Here is an 18,807-nt window from a genome sequence, read left to right on the forward strand (position 1 = left end):
GAGCCCCGCCGGTTCGAGCCCCGCCGGTTCGACCCCCGCCGGTTCGAGCCCCGCCGGTTCGACCCCCGCCGGTTCGAGCCCCGCCGGTTCGTGGAAGCGGTCAGCGCCTTCCTCGAGCGGGACCGATTCCGCGATTCGATAGGCATGTCATGACTTTTCCGGCATTCTTCTCATCGATATGGGAACCGCAACGCAGGTGCCGCAGACGCAGAGCATGAGCGGCGAAGAGCTCTCCGCCGACCACGCTTGGGCGACGCTGCGTGCTTACGGTGGCTGGCATCTGGTCCGCGACTCCTACACGCGGTTCCGCTACGGCGACGGCCTGACCAACTCCCGCGCGCTGGCCTTCCAGATCTGCCTGTCGATCATCCCCGGAGCCATCGCCCTGGTCGGGCTGAGCTCGGTGATCGGCCAGGAGCGGCTGGGCCGGGTCCTGGGGCTGACGCTGAGCTACCTGTCGCCCGGGCCCGGCGTCGCGGCCGTCCAGGACGTGCTCGACGGCAGCCACCGGCAGGCGGGCCAGACCGACGGCGCCCTGGCCCTGTGGCTCGGGCTGATCGTCGCCCTGGTCTCGCTGACCAGCGCCATGGCGCAGATCGAGCGCGGCGCCAACCGCATCTACGGCGTCGAACGGGACCGCCCGTTCCACCGCAAGTACGGCCGGGCCCTGCTGCTGGCGCTGAGCGCGGGCGCCTTCATGACGGCGAGCTTCGTCGCGATGGTCGGCGGCGGCGCGATCGGCCGGGCCCTGGCCGAGGTCTACCGCTGGGACGAGGACATGCGGCAGGCCTTCTCGCTGGCACGGTGGCCGGTCGGGTTCCTGCTGTCGCTGCTGTCGACCTCCGTGCTGTTCCGCGCCTCCCCGCGCCGCAGGCAGCCCGGTCACACCTGGCTGGCCTTCGGCGCGCTGGTCGCCCTCATGCTGTGGATGGGCTTCACGTTCCTGCTGGCCCTGTACACCGAGACCAGCGGCACCTTCGGCGCCACCTACGGTCCGCTCACCGCGGTGATGGCCCTGCTGCTGTGGTCCTTCCTGGGCTCGACGGCCCTGTTCGTCGGCCTGGCCTTCGCCGCCCAGCTGGAGGCGTGCCGGGCCGGGGACTCCACCCCCTGCGCGCCCGATCCCGGTCCCACCGCCGAGCAGGAGCGCGAGCCCCTGGTGGGCGCGGTGGGATCGGCGGCCCTCGCGGCGCTGCAGGCCACCCTCAGATTCTGGCGGCGCAGGCGGGCCGGCTAGGGCTTCGCCGGTGCGCCCGGCCGGATCCCCTGTGCCACCCCTGAGCGCGCAGTGTAGTCGATTGGGCACTTATTGTAATAGCGTGATCGGAAAGTCGCGGGAGGACGCTCATGGGATCGGTGGCGCAGCTGGGCGACAGCGCCGTCCTGCAGTCGATCCTGGAGCAGGCCCACGAGGCGTTCATCTCGCTGGACGGCGCCGGCGCGGTGCGGGCGTGGAACGCCGCGGCCGAGCGGCTGTTCGGCTGGAGCGCCGACGAGGCCCTCGGCCGCGACGTGAGCGACCTGATCGCTCCCGCCGAGTCGCGCTCCCGATACCGGGAGGGCCTGGCCGCCCTGTACGAGCACGGCCCCGGCGTCCTGCCCGGCGAGCGGCTGGAGCTGGTCGTGGCCGACCGCTCCGGCCGGGAGTTCCCCGTCGAGATGTCCCTGCAGGCGGGCCGCGATTCTCACGGCGAGATGGCCGTGCACGCGTTCCTCCATGACATCAGCGCCCGGCAGGAGGCCCAGCGGCAGCTGGAGGCCGAACGCACCTTCCTGCAGGCGCTGCTGGACAGCCTGGACGTGGGGGTGGTGGCCTGCGACGCCGAGGGCCGGGCGACCGTGACCAACCAGGCGGCGCGCGGGCTCTACCGGGACATGCCCGATCCGTCGGCGCGCCGCGAGGAGTGGCCGCGGCTCTACCACCTGTTCACCCCCGACGGGCGCACCCCGCTCCACCCCGATCAGGTGCCGCTGGCCCGGGCGCTGGCCGGCGAGCACGTCGACGGCCAGCAGCTGATGATCTGTCCGCCCGGCAGGGCGGCGCGGCGCTGCCTGGTCAACGCCCGGCCCATCGTCACCGGCGACGGGCGCCGCCTGGGCGCGGTGCTGGCCGTACGCGACATCACCCGCGAGCACCGCGCCCAGATGCTGAACGAGGCCCGGCACGCGGTGGTCCAGGCCCTGGCCGGGGCCTCCTCCACCGAGGAGGCCGCCACCGGGGTGCTGATCGCGGTGGTGCGGGCGCTGGGATGGACCTACGGCGAATACTGGCAGGTCGCCCCCGACCGGCAGAGCATCGTGCGCACCAGCTGGTGGAGCCGGCCCGACCGGGACGTCTCCGCCTTCGCCGACGACCAGCAGGCCCGCGTCCGCTGCGGCGACGGCCTGCCCGGAGGGGTGTGGAAGGCCGGTGAGGCGACGTGGATCCGCGATCTCAGGGCCGAGGCGCGGCCCTTCCTGCTGAAGCAGGCCGCGCTGGACGCGGGCCTGCGCGCCACCATCGCCCTGCCCGTGCGCAGCGGCGACCAGGTCCTCGGGGTGCTGATCTTCTGCGCCGACGCCGTACAGGAGCCCGACGACCAGCTGGTCGACCTGCTGGACGGCGTCTGCGCGCACGTGGGCCGCCACCTGGAACGGCGGCGCGCCGAGGAGCTGGCCATGGACCTGGCCGAGAGCCGCCGCCACTTCGCCCGGGTCGTCTCCCAGCTCGACGACAACATCTGGACGGCGCAGATCACCCCCGACGGGCAGCTGCGCTCGCTGTTCCGGGGCTCCAACATCGCCGCCGTGCTCGGCGTCGACCCGCCCGGCGACGTCAACGTGGGCATCCTGATCGGTGAGCGGCTCCACCCCGACGACCGGGAGCCGTGGGCCCGCTTCCAGAACGAGCTGACCGCCGGGCGGCCCGCGCAGGCCGAATGCCGCGTCCTCGGCCTGGACGGCGTCACCCGCTGGATCTGGATCCGGGGCACTCCGCGCCGGGAGGGGGAGCAGACCTTCGTCGACGGCATCTCCACCGACGTCACCGAGCGCCACCGGCTGGCCGACGAGCGCGACCGGATGAAGGACGAGCTGGTGGCGCTGGTCAGCCACGAGCTGCGCAACCCCATCGGCACGATCCGCGGCTACGTGGAGATGCTGCTGGAGACCGCCGGCCTGAGCGAGACCCAGCGCAAGTTCGCCGACATCATCGACCGCACCAGCGCGCACCTGCTCCACCTGGTCGACGACCTGCTGGATCTGACGCGCCTGGACACCGGCCAGATCACCGTCGAGGCCCGCCCCGTGTCGCTGACCCGGCTGGTGCGCCAGGCGGTCGACGACCACCGCGGCGCCGCCGTCGCCAAGCGCCTGACCGTCGACGTCGAGACGGCCCCGCCCCTGCCGGTGCACGCCGACCCGCTGCGGCTGCGCCAGGTGCTGGACAACCTGCTGTCGAACGCGATCAAGTACACCCCCGACGGCGGAGCCGTCACCATCACCGCCGGGCCCCGCGGCGGCGACCCGGGCACCGGCGACCCGGACGGCCAGAGCGCGGTCGTCACGGTCGCCGACACCGGCATCGGCATCCCGCCGGAACAGTACGGCCAGCTGTTCTCCCGGTTCTTCCGCGCGTCCACCGCCCGCGCGGCCGGGATCAAGGGCACCGGCCTGGGCCTGGCCATCACCAAGGCCATCGTCGAAGCCCACGGCGGCACGATCGCCGCCGGCCCGCGGGAAGGCGGCGGCACCGTGGTCACCGTCCGGTTCCCCCTCACCGTGGCCGATCCCTCCTGAACCGGCCGGGGCCGTCACCGCCCGGTTCCCGGGGCCGCGAGCCCCGGGGTTCCGGCCACGGCGTCCGGAGGGAGCAGACCAAGCACGCCGGAGAGGGCTGATGGAACTGCTATCCGAAGGCATAGACGACCGGCGCGGTCAGGGCGGCGACCGCATCCCGGTCAACGGCTCGGCGCGCCTCGAAGGTGAACCGGGCTTCCAGACCAGCCGGCTCGCCCGAGCCAAGGGTGCGCAGCCCGGGATAGTGCGGACTTCTGCTCAGCAGTCGCCACAGTTGGGCCTCATCCGTACGGGGCAGCCTCACGCTCTCCGCTGCCATCCGCACGTCGGTGAAGCCGGCACGAACCAACGCCTGCGCGCAGCGCTGCTCGGTGCCGAGCTCGGCCATCGGATCGGCTAGATTCACGCCGAATTCAGTAGCGCACGCGCGAAACACCCCGGCGAGCACTGGAAACCCCGCCTGCATCGCGGAGGAGCCGATCAGCCCATGCGGCCGCAGCAAAGCCCGGTCGTCGAAGTGAGCAGCCGTCCGAGAGCGGTCCATCCGATCGTCATCACGGCAGGAGGGGGAATCGATCAATGATCGTCTGGAAGCGATCTCTGGCGACGCCACTTCCCGTAGGTCAGCGGTCATTCGTGAACACCCCACCCGTCGCTGACCGTGACGTACATGGCCAAATAATGTTGCAGACTCCCGGCCAGAGTGCGTTGCGGGACACATCGGAATCGTCGACAAGCTTGCACGCCCGCGCGTAGGGGTGTCCCGAAAGTCCCGAAACCCTGCCCAACCGCATCGACTGCCCGCTCAGTCGGCCAGGCAGGCGTACCACGACGACGCCGGTCGGTGCCGATGGCATCCAGCCACAGCACCACTCCGGCCTCCCGCTCGGCCCAGCCCAGCGCCTGGGGGATCAGGTCGGTCAGGGGCACGGTTGGGTCGTCGACGGAGGCGGCCAGGCGCCAGGCGGACAGGTGGCTGCGCAGTGCGTGGGCCAGGGTGTGGCTGGTGCGGGCCAGGCAGGCGGCAGACCAGGTACGCCGGAAAGGGACAACGGCAGTGGGCATAAGCGTCACTGGCCGTTCGATCGCTGCTCAAGCCCGTCTCGGTTACCGCCTGCGGTTGCGACAGACTGAGGACATGACCCAGGTGCGACCCGCTCCGAATGCCGACGCGGCTCGATGGCTGCTCCGGGCTGATGTCGAGTGGTGGGATCTTGTTCGCTACGGCCCACCGGGCTTCGAGGTGTACGTGCGTATCGCCTTTGGCCATGGGGTGGAGGGTGTCGACTCACAGGGAGAAGATCGCGCCGTTCGCGTGGCACTGGCGACTCTCGCGACATGCACGGCCACGCCTTCCAGCGGATACGCGGCGGTCTGGGAGGGCTGGGGCGGAGACCCGCCGGCTCCCGAAGCGCCGCGGGTGGACATTCCGAATCGAGAGATGCTGCTGTTCACCGGCCCTGTCGACGTACTGAGCGAGGCGCCCGCCCTCGCCTGGTACGGCTCTGCGCGGGTCTATCAAGACCCCCACCTCGTGTGGCCCGAAGATCAAGCCTGGTGCCTGGCCTGCGAGGTCGACGAGGAGATCGAGTTCACCGTCGGATGTTCCGTCGAGGCGTCCCAGGCTCTGGCCAAAGCCCTGCCCGGTGCTGTCCGACGGGTGCAGTACGGAGAGCCGGCACCGATGTACCTCGACCAGGTCTAGCACCGGCAGCACTCGCACATCGGCACGAGAGTGCGTCGATCGCGTCAGGGACGTCTGACGGACGTCACAGCCGCGTCACGCCGGCCGTTGGCCCCGTCCGGCGTACTTGGTCCGCCCCCGCAGGCTCAGCCGGCCGTCGTGGCCGGTTTCCGGGCGGCCAGCCGCTCCACGACGCCCAGTTTGAAGCGGTCGCGGAGCTCGACGGACAGGCCGTGGCCGGCGAGATGGTCGAGGGGGCGGCGCAGGTAGTGCTCGCCCGCCATCGGCACCGTCACCGTCTCCAGCAGCCGTTGCGCCGCGCGCACCGGCCGGGACGCCCCGGCCACGTGGTCGGCGAGCAGCAGGACTCCGCCGGGGCGGAGCACCCGGACCATCTCCGCGATCGCCAGCCGGTGGTCGGGGATCGCGCACAGGGAGAAGGTGCACACGACCGTGTCGAAGACGGCGTCGCCGAACTCGAGCGCCCGGGCGTCCCCTTCGCGCAGATCGGCGTCGAGGCCGAGGCCGGCGGCGCGGAGCCGCGCCCGGGCGAGCATCGCGGGGCTCCACTCGACGCCGGTCAGCCGTACGCCGCCGGGGTAGAGGGGGAGGTTGATGCCGGTGCCCACGGCGACCTCGAGCGTGTCGCCGCGGGCCCGCCCGCAGACCCAGGACCGGGTGTCACCGAACAGCACCCGGTCCCAGAAGGCCATCTGCCGGTCGTAGGAGACAGCGGCCCTGTCCCAGAAGCGACGCAGCCGCTCGTCGTGCGGAGTGGAGTTCATCGCGCCTCCCATACGGCCTCGGCGAGGACGGTCCACAGGCAATTGTCGCGCGACCGGCCGCCGGGACGAGACGACCCGGCGGCGCGATCCCGTCATCCGGCCCGCCCGGCCTCGCGGAGGCGGCCCCCGCGGGCGGCGGCGCCGATCCGGGCGGTTCACCGGCCGGTCTCCGGGCCGGCGTCGGGAAGGACGACGAAGGTGAACCCCGTGCTCGTCCTGCGGTTGAGCGGGATGTCGCACTTGACCCGGCGGCCGGTCTCGCCCCGGCTGATGCCGAGGCCGCAGGCGATCAGCTGCTCGGGACGGACGGGCACGGGATCGAGGAAGCCGACCTCCACCCGGACCGGCCAGCTCGTGTCCGCGAGCGGATCCGGCGGCGTGTCCAGCCGCCACGCGCCCGTCCAGTCGAGGGCGAACCGGTTGCGCCGGGCGATCGACGGGTCCAGGAGCGCCCGGGCGACGAGCGCCGGATCGTTGTTCTCGAACGCGCGCAGCCGGACCGGATCGAGGGAGCGGACCGGGACCCGCTCGTGCACCGTGATCTTCGAGGTCTCGTCGCAGGAGACGCAGCGGACGAGCAGCCACACGTCGAGGAGCTTGCCGTTGGCGTTGACCCGGAACGAGCCCTCCGCGGCGGTGGCCGTCTCCGATCGGCACTCCAGGCAGCGCAAGGAGAGCAGCGGCAGGCGGGTGCGGCGCACCGTCCAGGACAGCACGGAATGATCTGTATGGGGTTGTGAGGACATGATCTCTCTAAGACCTGACGAAAGGCCGTCGTCACACGGCCTGGAACGCTGAGAAGCCGGGGAATGCCGGCGGAGCCGACGGCCTCGGCGGGGCGGGCCGGGACGGCCCGGCGCACCGGCGGGGTCGGCGACGAAGCGCTACGGGAAAGGCGTCAGGCGGAGAGAGCAGGCGGGGTCACGCGGGGTCCTCACGACGGGCTCGACAGATTCGGCTATGCCGACCGCAAGTTATGTGATCGCCCGCCGGGCCGCAATCGATTTATCCGCGCGGTCCCCGGCCCCTTCGGAACCGCCGTCTCCTGACGAGCCAGATCTTTCGTAAGTGGGGTTACTTTCTCTGGACAGATAACCCCGATAGGGTTATACCTACTATGTACCCCCTCGGATAACCCTGTTGAGAGGCGGAGGGCGCCATGCCGAAGATCAATGTGTATCTGCCCGACGAGCTGGCGGAAGCGGTCAAGAACGTCGGCGTGCCCGTGTCGGCGGTCTGCCAGCGCGCGCTGGAGCAGGCGGTGCGCCGGATCACCGCCATCAGGCAGACCGCCCTGGGCGAGCTGGAGGCCGGCGATCTGGGCGAACGCCTGCCCCACTTCACCGCCCGCGCCCGCGCCGTCGTCAAGATGGCGATCGACCGGGCGGGCGCCGACGCCGCGCCGAACGTCGGGACCGGGCACCTGCTCACCGGCATGGTGGCCGAGGGGCAGAACCTGGCGCTGCACGTGCTCCGGGCGATAGAGATCGATCCCGCCCAGGCGCGACGTGACGTGGAACGGCAGACGGATCCCGAGGAGGGGGGAGCCGAGGAGGGCTCCTCCACGCACTTCAGCGGCCCGGCCGCCGGCGTGCTCGAGCTGGCGGTGACCGAGGCGACCGCGCTGGGGCACAACTACGTGGGCTGCGAGCATCTGCTGCTCGGCCTGGTCGCCGAGCCCGACGGCGTCGCCGGGAAGGTGCTGCGGGCGCTGGGAGCCGAGCCCCGGCTGACCCGGCGGGCCGTGACGGCCGCCCTGGCCGGCTACGTGCACCTGCGCGCCCAGACCCCCGCCGCCGCGGCCGATCCCGCGCAGGCGCTGGCCACGGCCGTGAGCCGGCAGCTGGAACCGCTCGTCGCGCGGCTCGAACGCCTGGAGCGGCGTATCGGTCCCGATTCCCCCGAGCGGTGAGTACGGCCGTGCGGGCGCGAATCCACCCCGACGACCTCGGCGACCGGCCGGGAGCCTCCGGTCGCGAGGGACTCCGGCGGCCGCCGGCCGCCGGGCGTGCCGTCCGCGTCATCCTCAGGCTGGCCGCGACGGCGGTCGTGTGGCTGCTGCTGTTGCTGCCGCTCCTGCTGGAGGCGCGATGACCCCGGCGTCCGGCCGCCGGGGCCGATGACGAGGATCTCCGCCGGACGCGCGAGGCGTACGGGAACTGCGTGATCGTCGCAATGGACGCCAGGTCGTCTCCGCCGGGCGCGAGGCGTACGGCCGGCGGTTCGCGCGGCTCCGCGGGTCAGGCGGCGAGGGAGGCGTGCATCTCCCACACCAGGATCTCGGCCGGCTCGGTCGCGGTCACCTTCTGCCCGCCCGTGGCGGTGAAGCGCACCGCGTCGCCGGTCTCCAGCCGTCCGGCGCCTTCGAGCTCGACGGCGCCGCGCGGCACGAACAGGTGCACGAACGGCGCCTCGGGCAGCTCGACGTGCCGGCCGGGCCGCAGGCGGGCGGCGTGCAGCGCGGCGTAGCGGTTCTTGATGCGGATGGCCGCGGCGCCGTCGTGCTTGTCCATGCCGGAGGCGACCGGCACCAGGCCGCCGCCGAGCAGCTCGGCGTCGATCTCCAGCTGCTCGTAGCCCGGGGTGATGCCGGGCTCGTCGGGCACCACCCACATCTGCACGAAATGCACCGGCTCGTCGTGGACGGCCCCGGCCAGGCGCCAGGAGTCGTTCTTCTCCGAGTGCAGAATGCCGCTTCCGGCGCTCATGCGCTGGGCCAATCCGGGGTAGATGATGCCGTTGTGCCCTTCGGAGTCCTGGTGCACCAGGGAGCCCTGCAGCACCCAGGTGACGATCTCCATGTCCCGGTGCGGGTGGGTGTCGAAGCCGAACCCGGGGCGCACGACGTCGTCGTTGTTGACCAGCAGCAGGCCGTGGTGGGTGTTGGCGTCGTCGTAGTGGTGGCCGAAGGAGAAGGAGTGCTTGGAGTCCAGCCAGCCGATCTCGGTGGTGAAGCGCTCGCTCGCGCGGCGCACGTCGACCTGCGGGGTCAGCGAGGTGTGCATGGCGGAGGTCCTTCCCGTGGGGGGCGGGCCGCTTCCGGCGCCGCCGACGATAGAAGATGATGCATCATGTATCTGCCTCAACCTCCACGGTGCGTCGTTCATTCCGAAATATTAATGATGTGTCATGCACTTTTGGGTAGGGTGGAGGCATGACCACCCCTCGCTGGCTCGACGACGACCAGCAGCGCGCCTGGCGGGCCTACCTGCGCATGCAGGGACGGCTGAGCGCCGCGCTGAACCGCCAGCTGCAGACGGCCTCGGGCCTCTCCCTGGCAGACTACGACGTGCTGGTCCACCTCACCGACGCGCCCGAGGGCCGGCTGCGCCCCTACGAGCTGCAACGCGCGCTCGACTGGGAGCAGAGCCGCCTCTCGCACCACCTGAGCCGGATGCAGCGCCGCGGCCTGGTCGAGCGCCAAGAGTGCGCCGACGACGGCCGCGGCGCCTTCGTCTCGCTCACCGCGACCGGCCGGGAGGCGATCACTGCCGCCGCCCCCGGCCACGTCGAGACCGTCCGAAGCCTGTTCTTCGACATCCTCGACCCCGGCCAGGTCGACGCGCTGCGGCGGCTGTCCACCCAGGTCCTGGCCCGGCTCGACGCCGCCGACGGCGAATGAGACGTCAGCCGGCCGCGGATCCGCCGAGCGGGGCCCGGGCCGGCGCGGGCCTCCGGGGCCGCCAGGTGACCAGCAGCGCCAGGGCGAGCAGGAGCTCGGCGATGTCGCCGCCGTAGTACATCAGCTCGGCGCCGCCCCGGCGTTGCGCGGCCGGGACGTCCAGGGAGACCAGGACCCCGGCGTACATCAGCTGCGACAGCGCGGCGTGGCCGGCGACGGCCACCCCGAGCACGACCAGGCGGGCCGGGACCGACGGCCGGTGCGGGGCCGGGTCCGGACCGGCGATCGCCCAGGCGAACAGGTAGCCGGAGAGCAGGAAGTGCGCGTGCACCAAGTGGTGGATCCACGGGGTGGCGGCGGCGAGGCCGTACAGGGGAGTGCAGTACAGCGCGGCCAGCCCGCCCAGGGTGAGCAGCAGGGCGGTGACCGGGTGGGCGAGCAGGCGGGCCGTACGGCTGCGCAGCAGGCGGCCGAGACGCCGGCCCCGGCGCGGCGGGAGCGCGCCGAGCACCAGAGTGAGCGGCGCGGCCAGCACCAGGGCGAGCGGCGCCAGCATGCCGATCAGCAGATGCTGCAGCATGTGCCCGCGGAAGTCGCCCTCGCCGAAGGGCAGCGCGTTCCCCAGGGCCAGGGCGAGCAGGGCGCAGCCGGTCAGGAAGGCCGCCTCGCGCCGGCGACTCCACGGTCGCCCGGCGGCGCGGCGCCGGGCGGCGGTGAGCAGGTACCCGGCGGCCGGCAGGGCGAGGAGGAGCGCCGGCAGCGCGTCCGGCCCGGCGTGCGCGTGCGGAGAGGTCATGACGGTCGGCGCGCCGCCGTGTCAGGCTCGGCCGGCTCGGCCGGCTCGGCGGTCACGGGGCGGGCGCCGCGCTGCAGCAGCCAGCCCCCGGCCACCAGCAGCGCGCCCAGCGCCAGGAAGCCCAGGTCCCACCAGAGCTGGCCGGGGCCGGTGCGCACGTGGTGGATGCCCAGCAGGTGATGGTCGACGACGCCTTCGACCAGGTTGAACAGCCCCCAGCCGACCAGCACCCAGCCCCACAGCGCCCGGGAGGTCCACAGGCGGCCGCGGGCGCGGGTGACCCGGGAGTACAGCAGCGCCAGCCCGGTCAGCACCGCCAGCCAGGTGAAGGTGTGGAACAGCCCGTCCCACAGGGTGTTGATCCGCAGGCCGTGCACGGTGGTGGCCGGATAGTGGGCCACCCCGATGTTGTCGGTGTCGGTGCTGGTCAGCATGTGATGCCACTGCAGTATCTGGTGGAGCAGGATGCCGTCGAGGAACCCGCCGAGGCCGGCTCCCAGGACGATGCCGGGCAGCGTGACGGTCGGGCGTGCGGTGGCCATGGAGCCTCCCGGTGCGAACGCTGGTATCCCTGTCGCCTACCCGGGAGAGCCCGATCAATCGCCCGCCGTACGACCGGCTCGATCAATCGTCCGCCGTACGGCCGGCGGCGGTCGTCCTGCCGGTCCGGAAGCCGGGGACCGGCCGTCGTCCCGGGCGTCCCGGCCCCGGAGGTCAGTTCCCGGAGCCGGCGATGGCCAGGCCGGCGGCGGCGGCGCCGGCGTAGGCGTCGTCGATGTGCACCGCGCGCCGTCCGGCGCGGGTCAGCAGGCCGGCGGCGGCCGCGGCCCGGTAGCCGGAGCCGCAGTGCACCCACACGGTTCCGCCGGGTATCTCGGCCAGGCGGGCGGGCAGCTCGGGCAGCGGGATGTGCGTCGCGCCCTCGATGTGCCCGGCCCGCCACTCGCCGCTCATGCGCACGTCCAGCACGATGTCGGGGGCGGGCAGATGGCGTGGGATGCGGCCGGCGCGGGCGGCGGCCAGGTCGGCGAAGGTGGCCGTGGCCAGCGTGGTCAGGCGGGTCTGCTCGCCGCCGGCCCAGTCGTGGGGGGTGCCGGTCGCGGTCGCGGCCGGGCGGTCGATGCCGATGCGGGCCAGCTCGCGCTGGGCGGCGGCGATCTGCTCGGGGTCGTGGCCGAGCAGGGTGATGGGCGCGCCCCAGGGGGCCAGCCAGGCCAGCCAGGTGGCCATCGGCCCGTCCAGGCCGAAGCTGACGGTGCCGGTCAGGTGGCGGGCGGCGAAGGCCTTGCGGGAGCGCAGGTCCACCACCCACTCGCCGGCCGCGATGCGCTCCCGCAACTGCTCGGCGTCGGCCGGCTGCGCCGGGGTCAGGTCGATCAGTCCGGCCCCGGCGCTGTTGCGCGCGCCCATGTGGGCGTAGTAGGCCGGATAGGCGTCCAGCCCGGCCAGGGTCCGGGTGACGAAGGCGTCGGCTTCCAGCCGCAGCACGGGGTTGGCCTGCTTCTCGCGGCCGATGGTGGAGGCCGCGGCGTCGGACTGGGTGGCCGAGCAGAAGCTGCCGAAGCCGTGGGTGGGCCAGATCTGGGCGCCGTCGGGAAGGAGGTCGGCCAGGCGGCGGGCCGAGGCGTGCTGGCGGTGGGCCAGGGTGCGGGCGTGCTGCTCGCCGAGCAGGTCGGTGCGGCCGGTGGTGCCGAACAGCAGCGAGCCGCCGGTGAACACCCCTTGCGGGCCGCCGGGGCCGGACAGGACGTAGGACAGGTGGTGGAAGGTGTGGCCCGGGGTGGCCACCACCGCGATCCGCATGCTCTCCGAGACGGCGATCTCGTCGCCGCCGGCCACCGCCAGCCGCTCGAAGTCCACCGCGTCGGCGCCGGCCACCAGGTAGGCCGCGCCGGTGACCCTGGCCAGGGCCAGGCCGCCGGAGACGTAGTCGTTGTGCAGGTGGGTCTCGGCCACGTGGGTGACGCGCACCCCGAGCCGGCCGGCCAGGGCCAGGATCCGGTCGATGTCGCGCTGCGGATCGACCGCCAGCGCCACCCGCCCGTCGTGGGCCAGGTAGCTGCGGTCGCCCAGGGAGGAGGTCTCCACCACCTCGACGTGGATCGTCGTCATCGTCATTGCTGCTTTCGCTCGTCGGCCGGTCGCCGGATTGCTCCACTCCGCGTATGCCCCCGGAGCTGCGCGCGAGACAGGTTGACGTCTTTCCGTCCGGGCGAAGACGGAGATCGCCGGGACAAATCCGGAAGGCATCATGAGATGACCTCGGAGGGCGGCCGCGTCATTCCGGGCGGATGAGGCGGCTTTCGTAGGCGAAGATCACGGCCTGTATCCGGTCGCGGAGTTCGAGCTTTTGTAGGATCCGTCCCAGATGGGACTTCACGGTCGCCTCCGCGAGGTACAGGGCGGACGCGATCTCGGTGTTGGACAGGCCACGGCCCACCTGGACGAGCACCTCGCGCTCACGGGCGCTGAGCCGGCTCAGCCGCTCGTCGCGGTCGGAGCCGCCGCCGGGGATGTACGGGCGGAAGTCCTCCAGCAGGCGGCGGGTGATCCGCGGGGAGAGCACCGCGTCGCCCGCGGCCACGTTGCGTATCGCGGTGAGCAGTTCCTCGGGCCTGGCGTTTTTCAGCAGGAAGCCCGAGGCTCCGGCGTGGAGCCCGGCGAAGGCGTATTCGTCCAGGTCGAAGGTGGTGAGGATCAGCACTCTGCTCTGCGGGGAGACCCGGATGAGCTGCCGGGTCGCCTCGATCCCGTCGGTCCCGGGCATCCGGACGTCCATGAGGACGACATCGGGGCGCAGCTCCCGGGCGAGGCGTACGGCCTGGGCGCCGTCCGCGGCTTCGCCGACCGGCGCCATGTCGGGCTGGGCCTCCAGAACCGTGCCGAAGGCCATCCGGAGCAGCGCTTCGTCGTCGGCGATCAGGATGCGGATCGTCATGCGGACGCCGCTCCGCCGCTGCCGAGGAAGAGCCGGGTGTGGACTCCCCAGCCGCCGCCCGGAAGCGGTCCGGCCCGCAACGTCCCCCCGTAGGCGGCCGAGCGCTCGCGCATGCCGGGGATGCCGTGACCGGACGGTGTGACGCCGGGAAGCGGCGGGCACGGGCCGCTGTCGGTGACGTCCACGGTGACGGTCTCAGCCGAGCACTGGATCCGGACCTTCGCGTGTGTGCCGGCGGGTGTGTGCTTGAGGGTGTTGGTCAGGGCTTCCTGCACCAGGCGGTAGACGGTCAGCTGCGCGGTGGCGGGCACGTGGGTGTGGCCGCCCTCGACCTCGACGCGGGTCGGCAGCCCGGCGGCGCTCATCTGGTCGGCGAGGGTCTCCAGCTGTGCGATGCCGGGCAACGGGTGGCGCTCCGCGTCCGGTTCGTCGGTCCGCAGGATGCCCAGCGAACGCCGCATGTCGGTCAGGGCCTGCCGGCCCGTCTCGGAGATCTGGAGCATCGCGGCGGTGGCCTTGTCGGGCGACCGGTGCTGCGCGTAGACGGCGGCGTCGGTGAGCGCGACCATGACGGACAGGTTGTGGGTGACGATGTCGTGCATCTCCCGGGCGATACGCGTCCTCTCCTCGGCGACGGCCAGCCGCGCCTGCTGGTCCTGCTGCTGCTCCAGGCGCGCGGCCCGTTCCTCCAGGGCCGCGAGGTAGGCGCGCGTGGTCCGCGCGTTCACCCCCAGGACGGCGGCGGCGACGACCATCGCGGTCACCGCGACGAAGGGGGTCAGGAACGCGCCTTCCGTCGTCCAGCGCAGGCAGGCCAGCAGGGCCCCGCCCTCCACGACGGCAGCGGCGGCGAACGTGCCGCGCCGGTCCGAGTTCGCGGCCACCGTGTAGAGAGCCACCAGCAAGGCGACGTCCGCCGGCAGCGGGACGTCCATCAGCCACTGGACGAAGGCCGCGGCCGCCACGGCGCCGAACACCGTGAGCGGGGCCCGGCGCCGCCATATCAGCGGCAGTGCGAGGGCGGCGGTGAGGGCCGCGGCCACCGGAAGCTCTCGCGGCGCGCGCGTGGTCATGATGGTGAGCAGGAGCAGCGCCGGCACCAGCGAGTCCCCCACCATGGGAGGCAGCCGGAGGGCCCTGCGCCGGGCGGCTCTCACCACTCTCGCCGCTCGCACGGAGGCCAGGCCGGCGGACCCCGTCAGCCGTACGGCCGTCCTCGTCCGCCGTACGCGGTCCCGGTAGCGCACCGGATGGGCATCCCCGGGCTCTGCGGCCGCCTCGGTCATCACACGTCCCTGTCGATTCAGCGTCATGGCGGCCCCGGTCGGGGCCGGTGCCGCGTGCGGCCGGAGCCGGGTCGGGTACGAGAAACCCGCACCCCGCGCTCCCCGGCGTGTACCGCGGCCCTGTCACGGTAGGCCACCGGCCCGCCGAGCGCATGAGCCCACCGTCTGATCGCGTCGCGCCGAGGTACGACCGCAGGAGGAGGCCCGCTGCCTTCCGCGGTCGCAAAGCGGCCGCTCACCCGGCGTGCTCGATTGCGACTCCGGTCGCACAGGGGACATGCCTCGGATTGCGACTCCGGTCGCACGCGGTGGAGCTCCGGGAACGATGCGGCATCGCGCGCCCCGCCCCGAGGATGGCCGGGTGACCGAGATCATCGCGGGACTGCACCTGTCCCCTCTGGAATTCCTCGTCCTGCTGGGGGCCGTCGCGCTGGTGGCGGCGCGCTGGTTTCCCCCCGTCGCCCGCCCGCGCGTCACGATCGCGGCGGCGGCGGTTCTCGTGCCGTCCGCGATCGCGCTGAGCGCGGTGGGGATCCGCTGGCAGATGCTGCCGGTACTGGCAGGCGCCGCCGTCGCGTCGCCGTTCGCCTTCTCTCCTCTGCTGCGGCGCCGTGCCGGCCGGCCGGCGTGGCGGGCCCGATGGTGGCTGGCGTTGCCGGGGTCGGCGGCCTGCGTCGGCCTGATCGCCACGGGCCCGGTGGCCGCCTGGGCCTTCCCCGTGCCCGTGTTCCCCGAGCCGTCGGGCCGTTTCGCGGTCGGCGCCCACGTGGTGCAGTGGACCGACCCCCACCGCCCCGAGAGCTTCACCGCCGATCCGCACGACCGGCGCACGGTCGTGGTCCAGCTCTGGTATCCCGCGCGGAAGAGCCCCGCAGGCGCGCGGCGCGCCCAGTACCTCGGACGCGCGGAGCGCGAGGCGCGCACCGTTTCCGGCGCCCTGGCCCGCGGGGTCGGCCTGCCCGGCTTCCTGGTCGACGGCGTCCCGCGTGCCCGCACCCATTCGGTCTTCGACGCCCCGGTGGCCGCTGGGGACGAACGGTTCCCGATCGTGCTGTTCTCTCCCGGGTCGGGCGGAGTGCGCACCCAGAACACGGCCTGGGCGGAGGAGCTGGCCAGCCACGGCTACGCGGTCGCCGCGCTCGACCACCCGTACGACTCCGCCGCCGTCGTCCTCGCCGACGGCCGGACGATTCACGCCACGATCGCCTCCACCGGAGACCGGGACGAGGACGCCGAGCTGGCGGCCGGCTGGACGGCTGTCCGGGCCGCCGACCTCAGCTTCGTCCTCACCCAGCTGGACCGTCTGGGCCGGGGGGAGATCACCGGCCCGCTGACCGGGCGCCTGGACACCGATCGGGTCGCGGTCACCGGCCACTCCATGGGCGGCGCCGCCGCTCTGCAGGCGGCCCGGCAGGACCGCCGGGTCGACGCCGCCATCGATCTGGACGGCTACCCCCACGGCCCCGTCTCCCCCTCCCTCCGCCAGCCGACGCTCGCGCTCACCCAGGCCGTCACCCCCGGAACCGACCCGCGCTACCTACCCCGCCTCACCGAGGTCCTCGAGCTCGGCACCGCGACGAACTACCGGCTCACCATCCCCGGCGCCGCACACCTCACCTTCATGGACGGCCCCCTGTACCTGCCGCCTGTGCCCTCGATAGCCGGCTCCCTGGGCCGCGCCGGCAGCCCGCACGTCGTCGCCGCGACCACTCTCGCCTTCCTGGACGCCACCCTGCGTCACGAGCCCGGTGACCTGGCCGGCGTCCTGTCGGCCTACGGCGACCTCAGCGTCCACCACCCGGACGCCGGCGGCGCCGTCAAGGAACGACCAGGAAAGACCACTGCCCGTGTACCGGCCGGAGCCGAGGGTAACTGATGCCGCGAACCCCCGGAACGCGGCAACGCCGGCCTTCGTAAAAGGAGCAGGGAATGGTCAAGATCGCGATTGTCCTGGGGAGCACCCGGCCCGGCCGCATCGGGCAGGCGGTGGCCCAATGGGTCTACGACTTCGCCGCCAAGCGCACCGACGCGCAGTTCGAGCTGGTCGACATCGCCGACTACAGCCTGCCGCTGCTGGACGAGCCGGTCCCGCCCTCGATGGGCCAGTACAACAACGAGCACACCAAGCGCTGGGCCGCCCGGATCGCCGAGTTCGACGGCTACGTCTTCGTGACCCCGGAGTACAACCACTCCACCTCCGGCGCGCTGAAGAACGCCCTGGACTACCTGTACGCCGAGTGGAACAACAAGGCCGCCGGCTTCGTCGGGTACGGCAGCGCCGGGGGCACCCGGGCGGTCGAGCAGCTGCGCCTGATCATGGCCGAGCTGCAGGTGGCGACCGTGCGCACCCAGGTGGCGCTGTCGCTGTTCACCGACTTCGAGAACTTCTCCGCCTTCCAGCCGGCCGCCCACCACGAGCAGCCCCTGACCACGATGCTGGACCAGCTGGCGGCCTGGAGCCAGGCGATGAAGCTCGTGCGCGGGCGCGACCACATGGACATGTACCGCTCCTAGCTGCTGTACTGCTCGCGGTCGCGGGCTTCGGGCCGTACGGCGGGCCGCTCGGACGCCGCCGCACGGCCCCGCCGCGCGCCCGGCCGCCGTGCCGACGCGGCGGCCGGACATCCGCATTCAGGGGGTCATCGCTCATGAGCAAGCGGCCGTACGTGCTGCTGAGCTGCGCGGTGTCGATCGACGGTTACATCGACGACGCCAGTGAGAACCGGCTGCTGCTGTCCAACGAGGCCGACTTCGACCGGGTCGACGCCCAGCGGGCCGGCTGCGACGCCATCCTGGTCGGCTCGGGGACGCTGCGCGCCGACAATCCCCGGCTGGCGGTGCGCTCGCGGGAGCGCCGGGAGGCCCGCCTCGCGCGCGGGCTGCCGGAGACGCCGGCGAAGGTCACCGTGACCGGCAGCGGCGACCTCGACGCCGGCGCGCAGTTCTTCACGGCCGACGAGGCCGATGTGATCGTCTACGCCGCGACGCCGGCGCTGGAGAAGGCCCGCCACAACGTCGGCGGCCTGGCCGGCGTCGTCGACGCCGGCGACCCCGTCGATCTGGCGCGGGTGCTGGGCGACCTGGCCGACCGCGGCGTCGGCAGGCTCATGGTCGAGGGCGGATCCGGCACGCACACCCGGTTCCTCGCCCGCGGCCTGGCCGACGAGCTGCAACTGGCCGTGGCGCCGTTCTTCGTGGGCGACTCCCGCGCCCCGCGGTTCGTGGGCGACGGCTCCTTCCCGTGGACCTCGGAGCACCGTGCCCGCCTGGCCGAGGTGGTCCGGATCGACGACGTCGTACTGCTGCGTTACGCGCTGTCCGATCGGTACGGTGCGGCATGAGCGGGCCCGCCCGGGACGACCGGCGGTGGCTGGAGTCGGCGATCGAGCTGTCGCGGCTGTCGCCTCCGGCCCCGGACCGCTACGTCGTCGGCGCGGTCGTCGTCGGCGATGACGGCGCCGTGCTGGCCACCGGCTACACCGGCGAGGCCGACCCCCTCCACCACGCGGAGGAGGTCGCGCTGAGCAAGCTCGCCGGCCGGCGGGGCCTCGACCTGTCCCGCGCCACCGTCTACAGCTCCCTGGAGCCGTGCACCGTCCGCAAGTCCCGGCCGGCCCCGTGCGCGGAGCTGATCCTGGCCGCCGGCATCGGACGGGTGGTGTTCGCCCTGCGCGAGCCGCCGCTCTTCGCCGACTGCCGCGGTGTGGAGACCCTGCGCGAGGGCGGGGCGGAGGTCGTCGAGATCGGCGAGCTGGCCGCCTCGGTCCGCCGGGTCAACGCCCACGTCCTCGACCGCCGGTGACCGCGCCCGCTCCGACGCGTCAGCGGTTCCGGCGGGCGTCCGCTCCGGCCGGGAACGGCGGACGCGGCCCGGCCGGGGTTCCCGGCCGGGCCGCGTCACGGGTGGAGCGGCGGGCGC

At 73.1% G+C, this 18,807-nt stretch carries 19 protein-coding genes; 10 read left to right on the top strand and 9 right to left on the bottom strand.

Annotated features, from left to right (window positions below):
- The first annotated feature begins 178 nt into the window (after positions 1 to 178).
- Both Plo01_RS31665 and Plo01_RS31670 read left to right on the top strand, forming a co-directional pair.
- Positions 179 to 1,237, top strand: coding sequence for a YihY/virulence factor BrkB family protein (locus Plo01_RS31665; RefSeq protein ID WP_203894414.1), 1,059 nt, complete (start codon positions 179 to 181; stop codon positions 1,235 to 1,237).
- Positions 1,238 to 1,347: 110 nt separating this feature from the next.
- A complete protein-coding gene (locus Plo01_RS31670; RefSeq protein WP_203894415.1) occupies positions 1,348 to 3,777 on the top strand; it encodes a PAS domain-containing sensor histidine kinase in 2,430 nt (809 codons plus the stop codon).
- Between the two features lie 109 nt (positions 3,778 to 3,886).
- Here the strand turns inward: Plo01_RS31670 and Plo01_RS31675 are convergent, their stop codons facing one another.
- Positions 3,887 to 4,411, bottom strand: coding sequence for a hypothetical protein (locus Plo01_RS31675; protein ID WP_203894416.1), 525 nt, complete (start codon positions 4,409 to 4,411; stop codon positions 3,887 to 3,889).
- A 504-nt stretch (positions 4,412 to 4,915) separates the two neighbouring features.
- Between Plo01_RS31675 and Plo01_RS31680 the strand changes: the two genes are divergently transcribed.
- Positions 4,916 to 5,482, top strand: a complete 567-nt coding sequence (locus tag Plo01_RS31680; protein WP_203894417.1) for a hypothetical protein — start codon at positions 4,916 to 4,918, stop codon at positions 5,480 to 5,482.
- A gap of 125 nt (positions 5,483 to 5,607) precedes the next feature.
- On the opposite strand, the gene Plo01_RS31685 is transcribed toward Plo01_RS31680, so the two are convergent.
- A complete protein-coding gene (locus Plo01_RS31685) occupies positions 5,608 to 6,246 on the bottom strand; it encodes a class I SAM-dependent methyltransferase (protein ID WP_203894418.1) in 639 nt (212 codons plus the stop codon).
- Between the two features lie 155 nt (positions 6,247 to 6,401).
- On the bottom strand, positions 6,402 to 6,962 hold the full coding sequence (locus Plo01_RS31690; protein WP_239317456.1) for a DUF1062 domain-containing protein: 561 nt from the start codon (positions 6,960 to 6,962) through the stop codon (positions 6,402 to 6,404).
- 443 nt (positions 6,963 to 7,405) lie between these two features.
- Between Plo01_RS31690 and Plo01_RS31695 the strand changes: the two genes are divergently transcribed.
- Positions 7,406 to 8,158 (top strand): Clp protease N-terminal domain-containing protein, encoded by a 753-nt coding sequence (locus Plo01_RS31695; protein ID WP_203894420.1) that lies wholly within the window; start codon positions 7,406 to 7,408, stop codon positions 8,156 to 8,158.
- Positions 8,159 to 8,166: 8 nt separating this feature from the next.
- Entirely contained in the window at positions 8,167 to 8,340 is a 174-nt protein-coding gene (locus tag Plo01_RS31700; RefSeq protein WP_203894421.1) for a hypothetical protein, read from the top strand.
- Positions 8,341 to 8,486: 146 nt separating this feature from the next.
- Here the strand turns inward: Plo01_RS31700 and Plo01_RS31705 are convergent, their stop codons facing one another.
- Positions 8,487 to 9,251 carry a pirin family protein gene (locus Plo01_RS31705; RefSeq protein ID WP_203894422.1) on the bottom strand — a complete coding sequence of 255 codons (765 nt, stop codon included), beginning with the start codon at positions 9,249 to 9,251 and terminating at the stop codon, positions 8,487 to 8,489.
- 149 nt (positions 9,252 to 9,400) lie between these two features.
- Between Plo01_RS31705 and Plo01_RS31710 the strand changes: the two genes are divergently transcribed.
- Positions 9,401 to 9,868, top strand: a complete 468-nt coding sequence (locus Plo01_RS31710) for a MarR family winged helix-turn-helix transcriptional regulator (protein ID WP_203894423.1) — start codon at positions 9,401 to 9,403, stop codon at positions 9,866 to 9,868.
- A gap of 4 nt (positions 9,869 to 9,872) precedes the next feature.
- Here Plo01_RS31710 and Plo01_RS31715 read toward each other — a convergent pair whose 3' ends face one another.
- From Plo01_RS31715 to Plo01_RS31735, 5 genes are all read right to left on the bottom strand, one after another.
- On the bottom strand, positions 9,873 to 10,664 hold the full coding sequence (locus tag Plo01_RS31715; RefSeq protein WP_203894424.1) for a cytochrome c oxidase assembly protein: 792 nt from the start codon (positions 10,662 to 10,664) through the stop codon (positions 9,873 to 9,875).
- Entirely contained in the window at positions 10,661 to 11,206 is a 546-nt protein-coding gene (locus Plo01_RS31720) for a DUF2243 domain-containing protein (protein ID WP_203894425.1), read from the bottom strand. Before Plo01_RS31720 ends, Plo01_RS31715 begins: the two co-directional genes overlap by 4 nt.
- A gap of 172 nt (positions 11,207 to 11,378) precedes the next feature.
- Positions 11,379 to 12,776: an MBL fold metallo-hydrolase gene (locus Plo01_RS31725; RefSeq protein ID WP_239317458.1), complete on the bottom strand. Its 1,398-nt coding sequence runs from the start codon at positions 12,774 to 12,776 to the stop codon at positions 11,379 to 11,381.
- A 166-nt stretch (positions 12,777 to 12,942) separates the two neighbouring features.
- Positions 12,943 to 13,602 (bottom strand): response regulator, encoded by a 660-nt coding sequence (locus tag Plo01_RS31730; protein ID WP_203894427.1) that lies wholly within the window; start codon positions 13,600 to 13,602, stop codon positions 12,943 to 12,945.
- Positions 13,599 to 14,888 (bottom strand): sensor histidine kinase, encoded by a 1,290-nt coding sequence (locus Plo01_RS31735; protein WP_239317460.1) that lies wholly within the window; start codon positions 14,886 to 14,888, stop codon positions 13,599 to 13,601. The genes Plo01_RS31730 and Plo01_RS31735 overlap by 4 nt, the downstream gene beginning before the upstream one ends.
- 361 nt (positions 14,889 to 15,249) lie before the next feature.
- On the opposite strand from Plo01_RS31735, the gene Plo01_RS31740 reads away from it, so the two are divergent.
- From Plo01_RS31740 to Plo01_RS31755, 4 genes are all read left to right on the top strand, one after another.
- Positions 15,250 to 16,764: an alpha/beta hydrolase gene (locus Plo01_RS31740; protein WP_239317463.1), complete on the top strand. Its 1,515-nt coding sequence runs from the start codon at positions 15,250 to 15,252 to the stop codon at positions 16,762 to 16,764.
- A 53-nt stretch (positions 16,765 to 16,817) separates the two neighbouring features.
- Positions 16,818 to 17,402, top strand: a complete 585-nt coding sequence (locus Plo01_RS31745; RefSeq protein ID WP_203894428.1) for an NADPH-dependent FMN reductase — start codon at positions 16,818 to 16,820, stop codon at positions 17,400 to 17,402.
- 134 nt (positions 17,403 to 17,536) lie between these two features.
- A complete protein-coding gene (locus Plo01_RS31750) occupies positions 17,537 to 18,229 on the top strand; it encodes a RibD family protein (RefSeq protein WP_203894429.1) in 693 nt (230 codons plus the stop codon).
- Positions 18,226 to 18,690, top strand: a complete 465-nt coding sequence (locus Plo01_RS31755) for a deaminase (protein ID WP_203894430.1) — start codon at positions 18,226 to 18,228, stop codon at positions 18,688 to 18,690. Before Plo01_RS31750 ends, Plo01_RS31755 begins: the two co-directional genes overlap by 4 nt.
- Positions 18,691 to 18,807 lie beyond the last annotated feature (117 nt).

Source organism: Planobispora longispora (assembly GCF_016863135.1).
In the GTDB taxonomy this organism is placed as follows: domain Bacteria; phylum Actinomycetota; class Actinomycetes; order Streptosporangiales; family Streptosporangiaceae; genus Planobispora; species Planobispora longispora.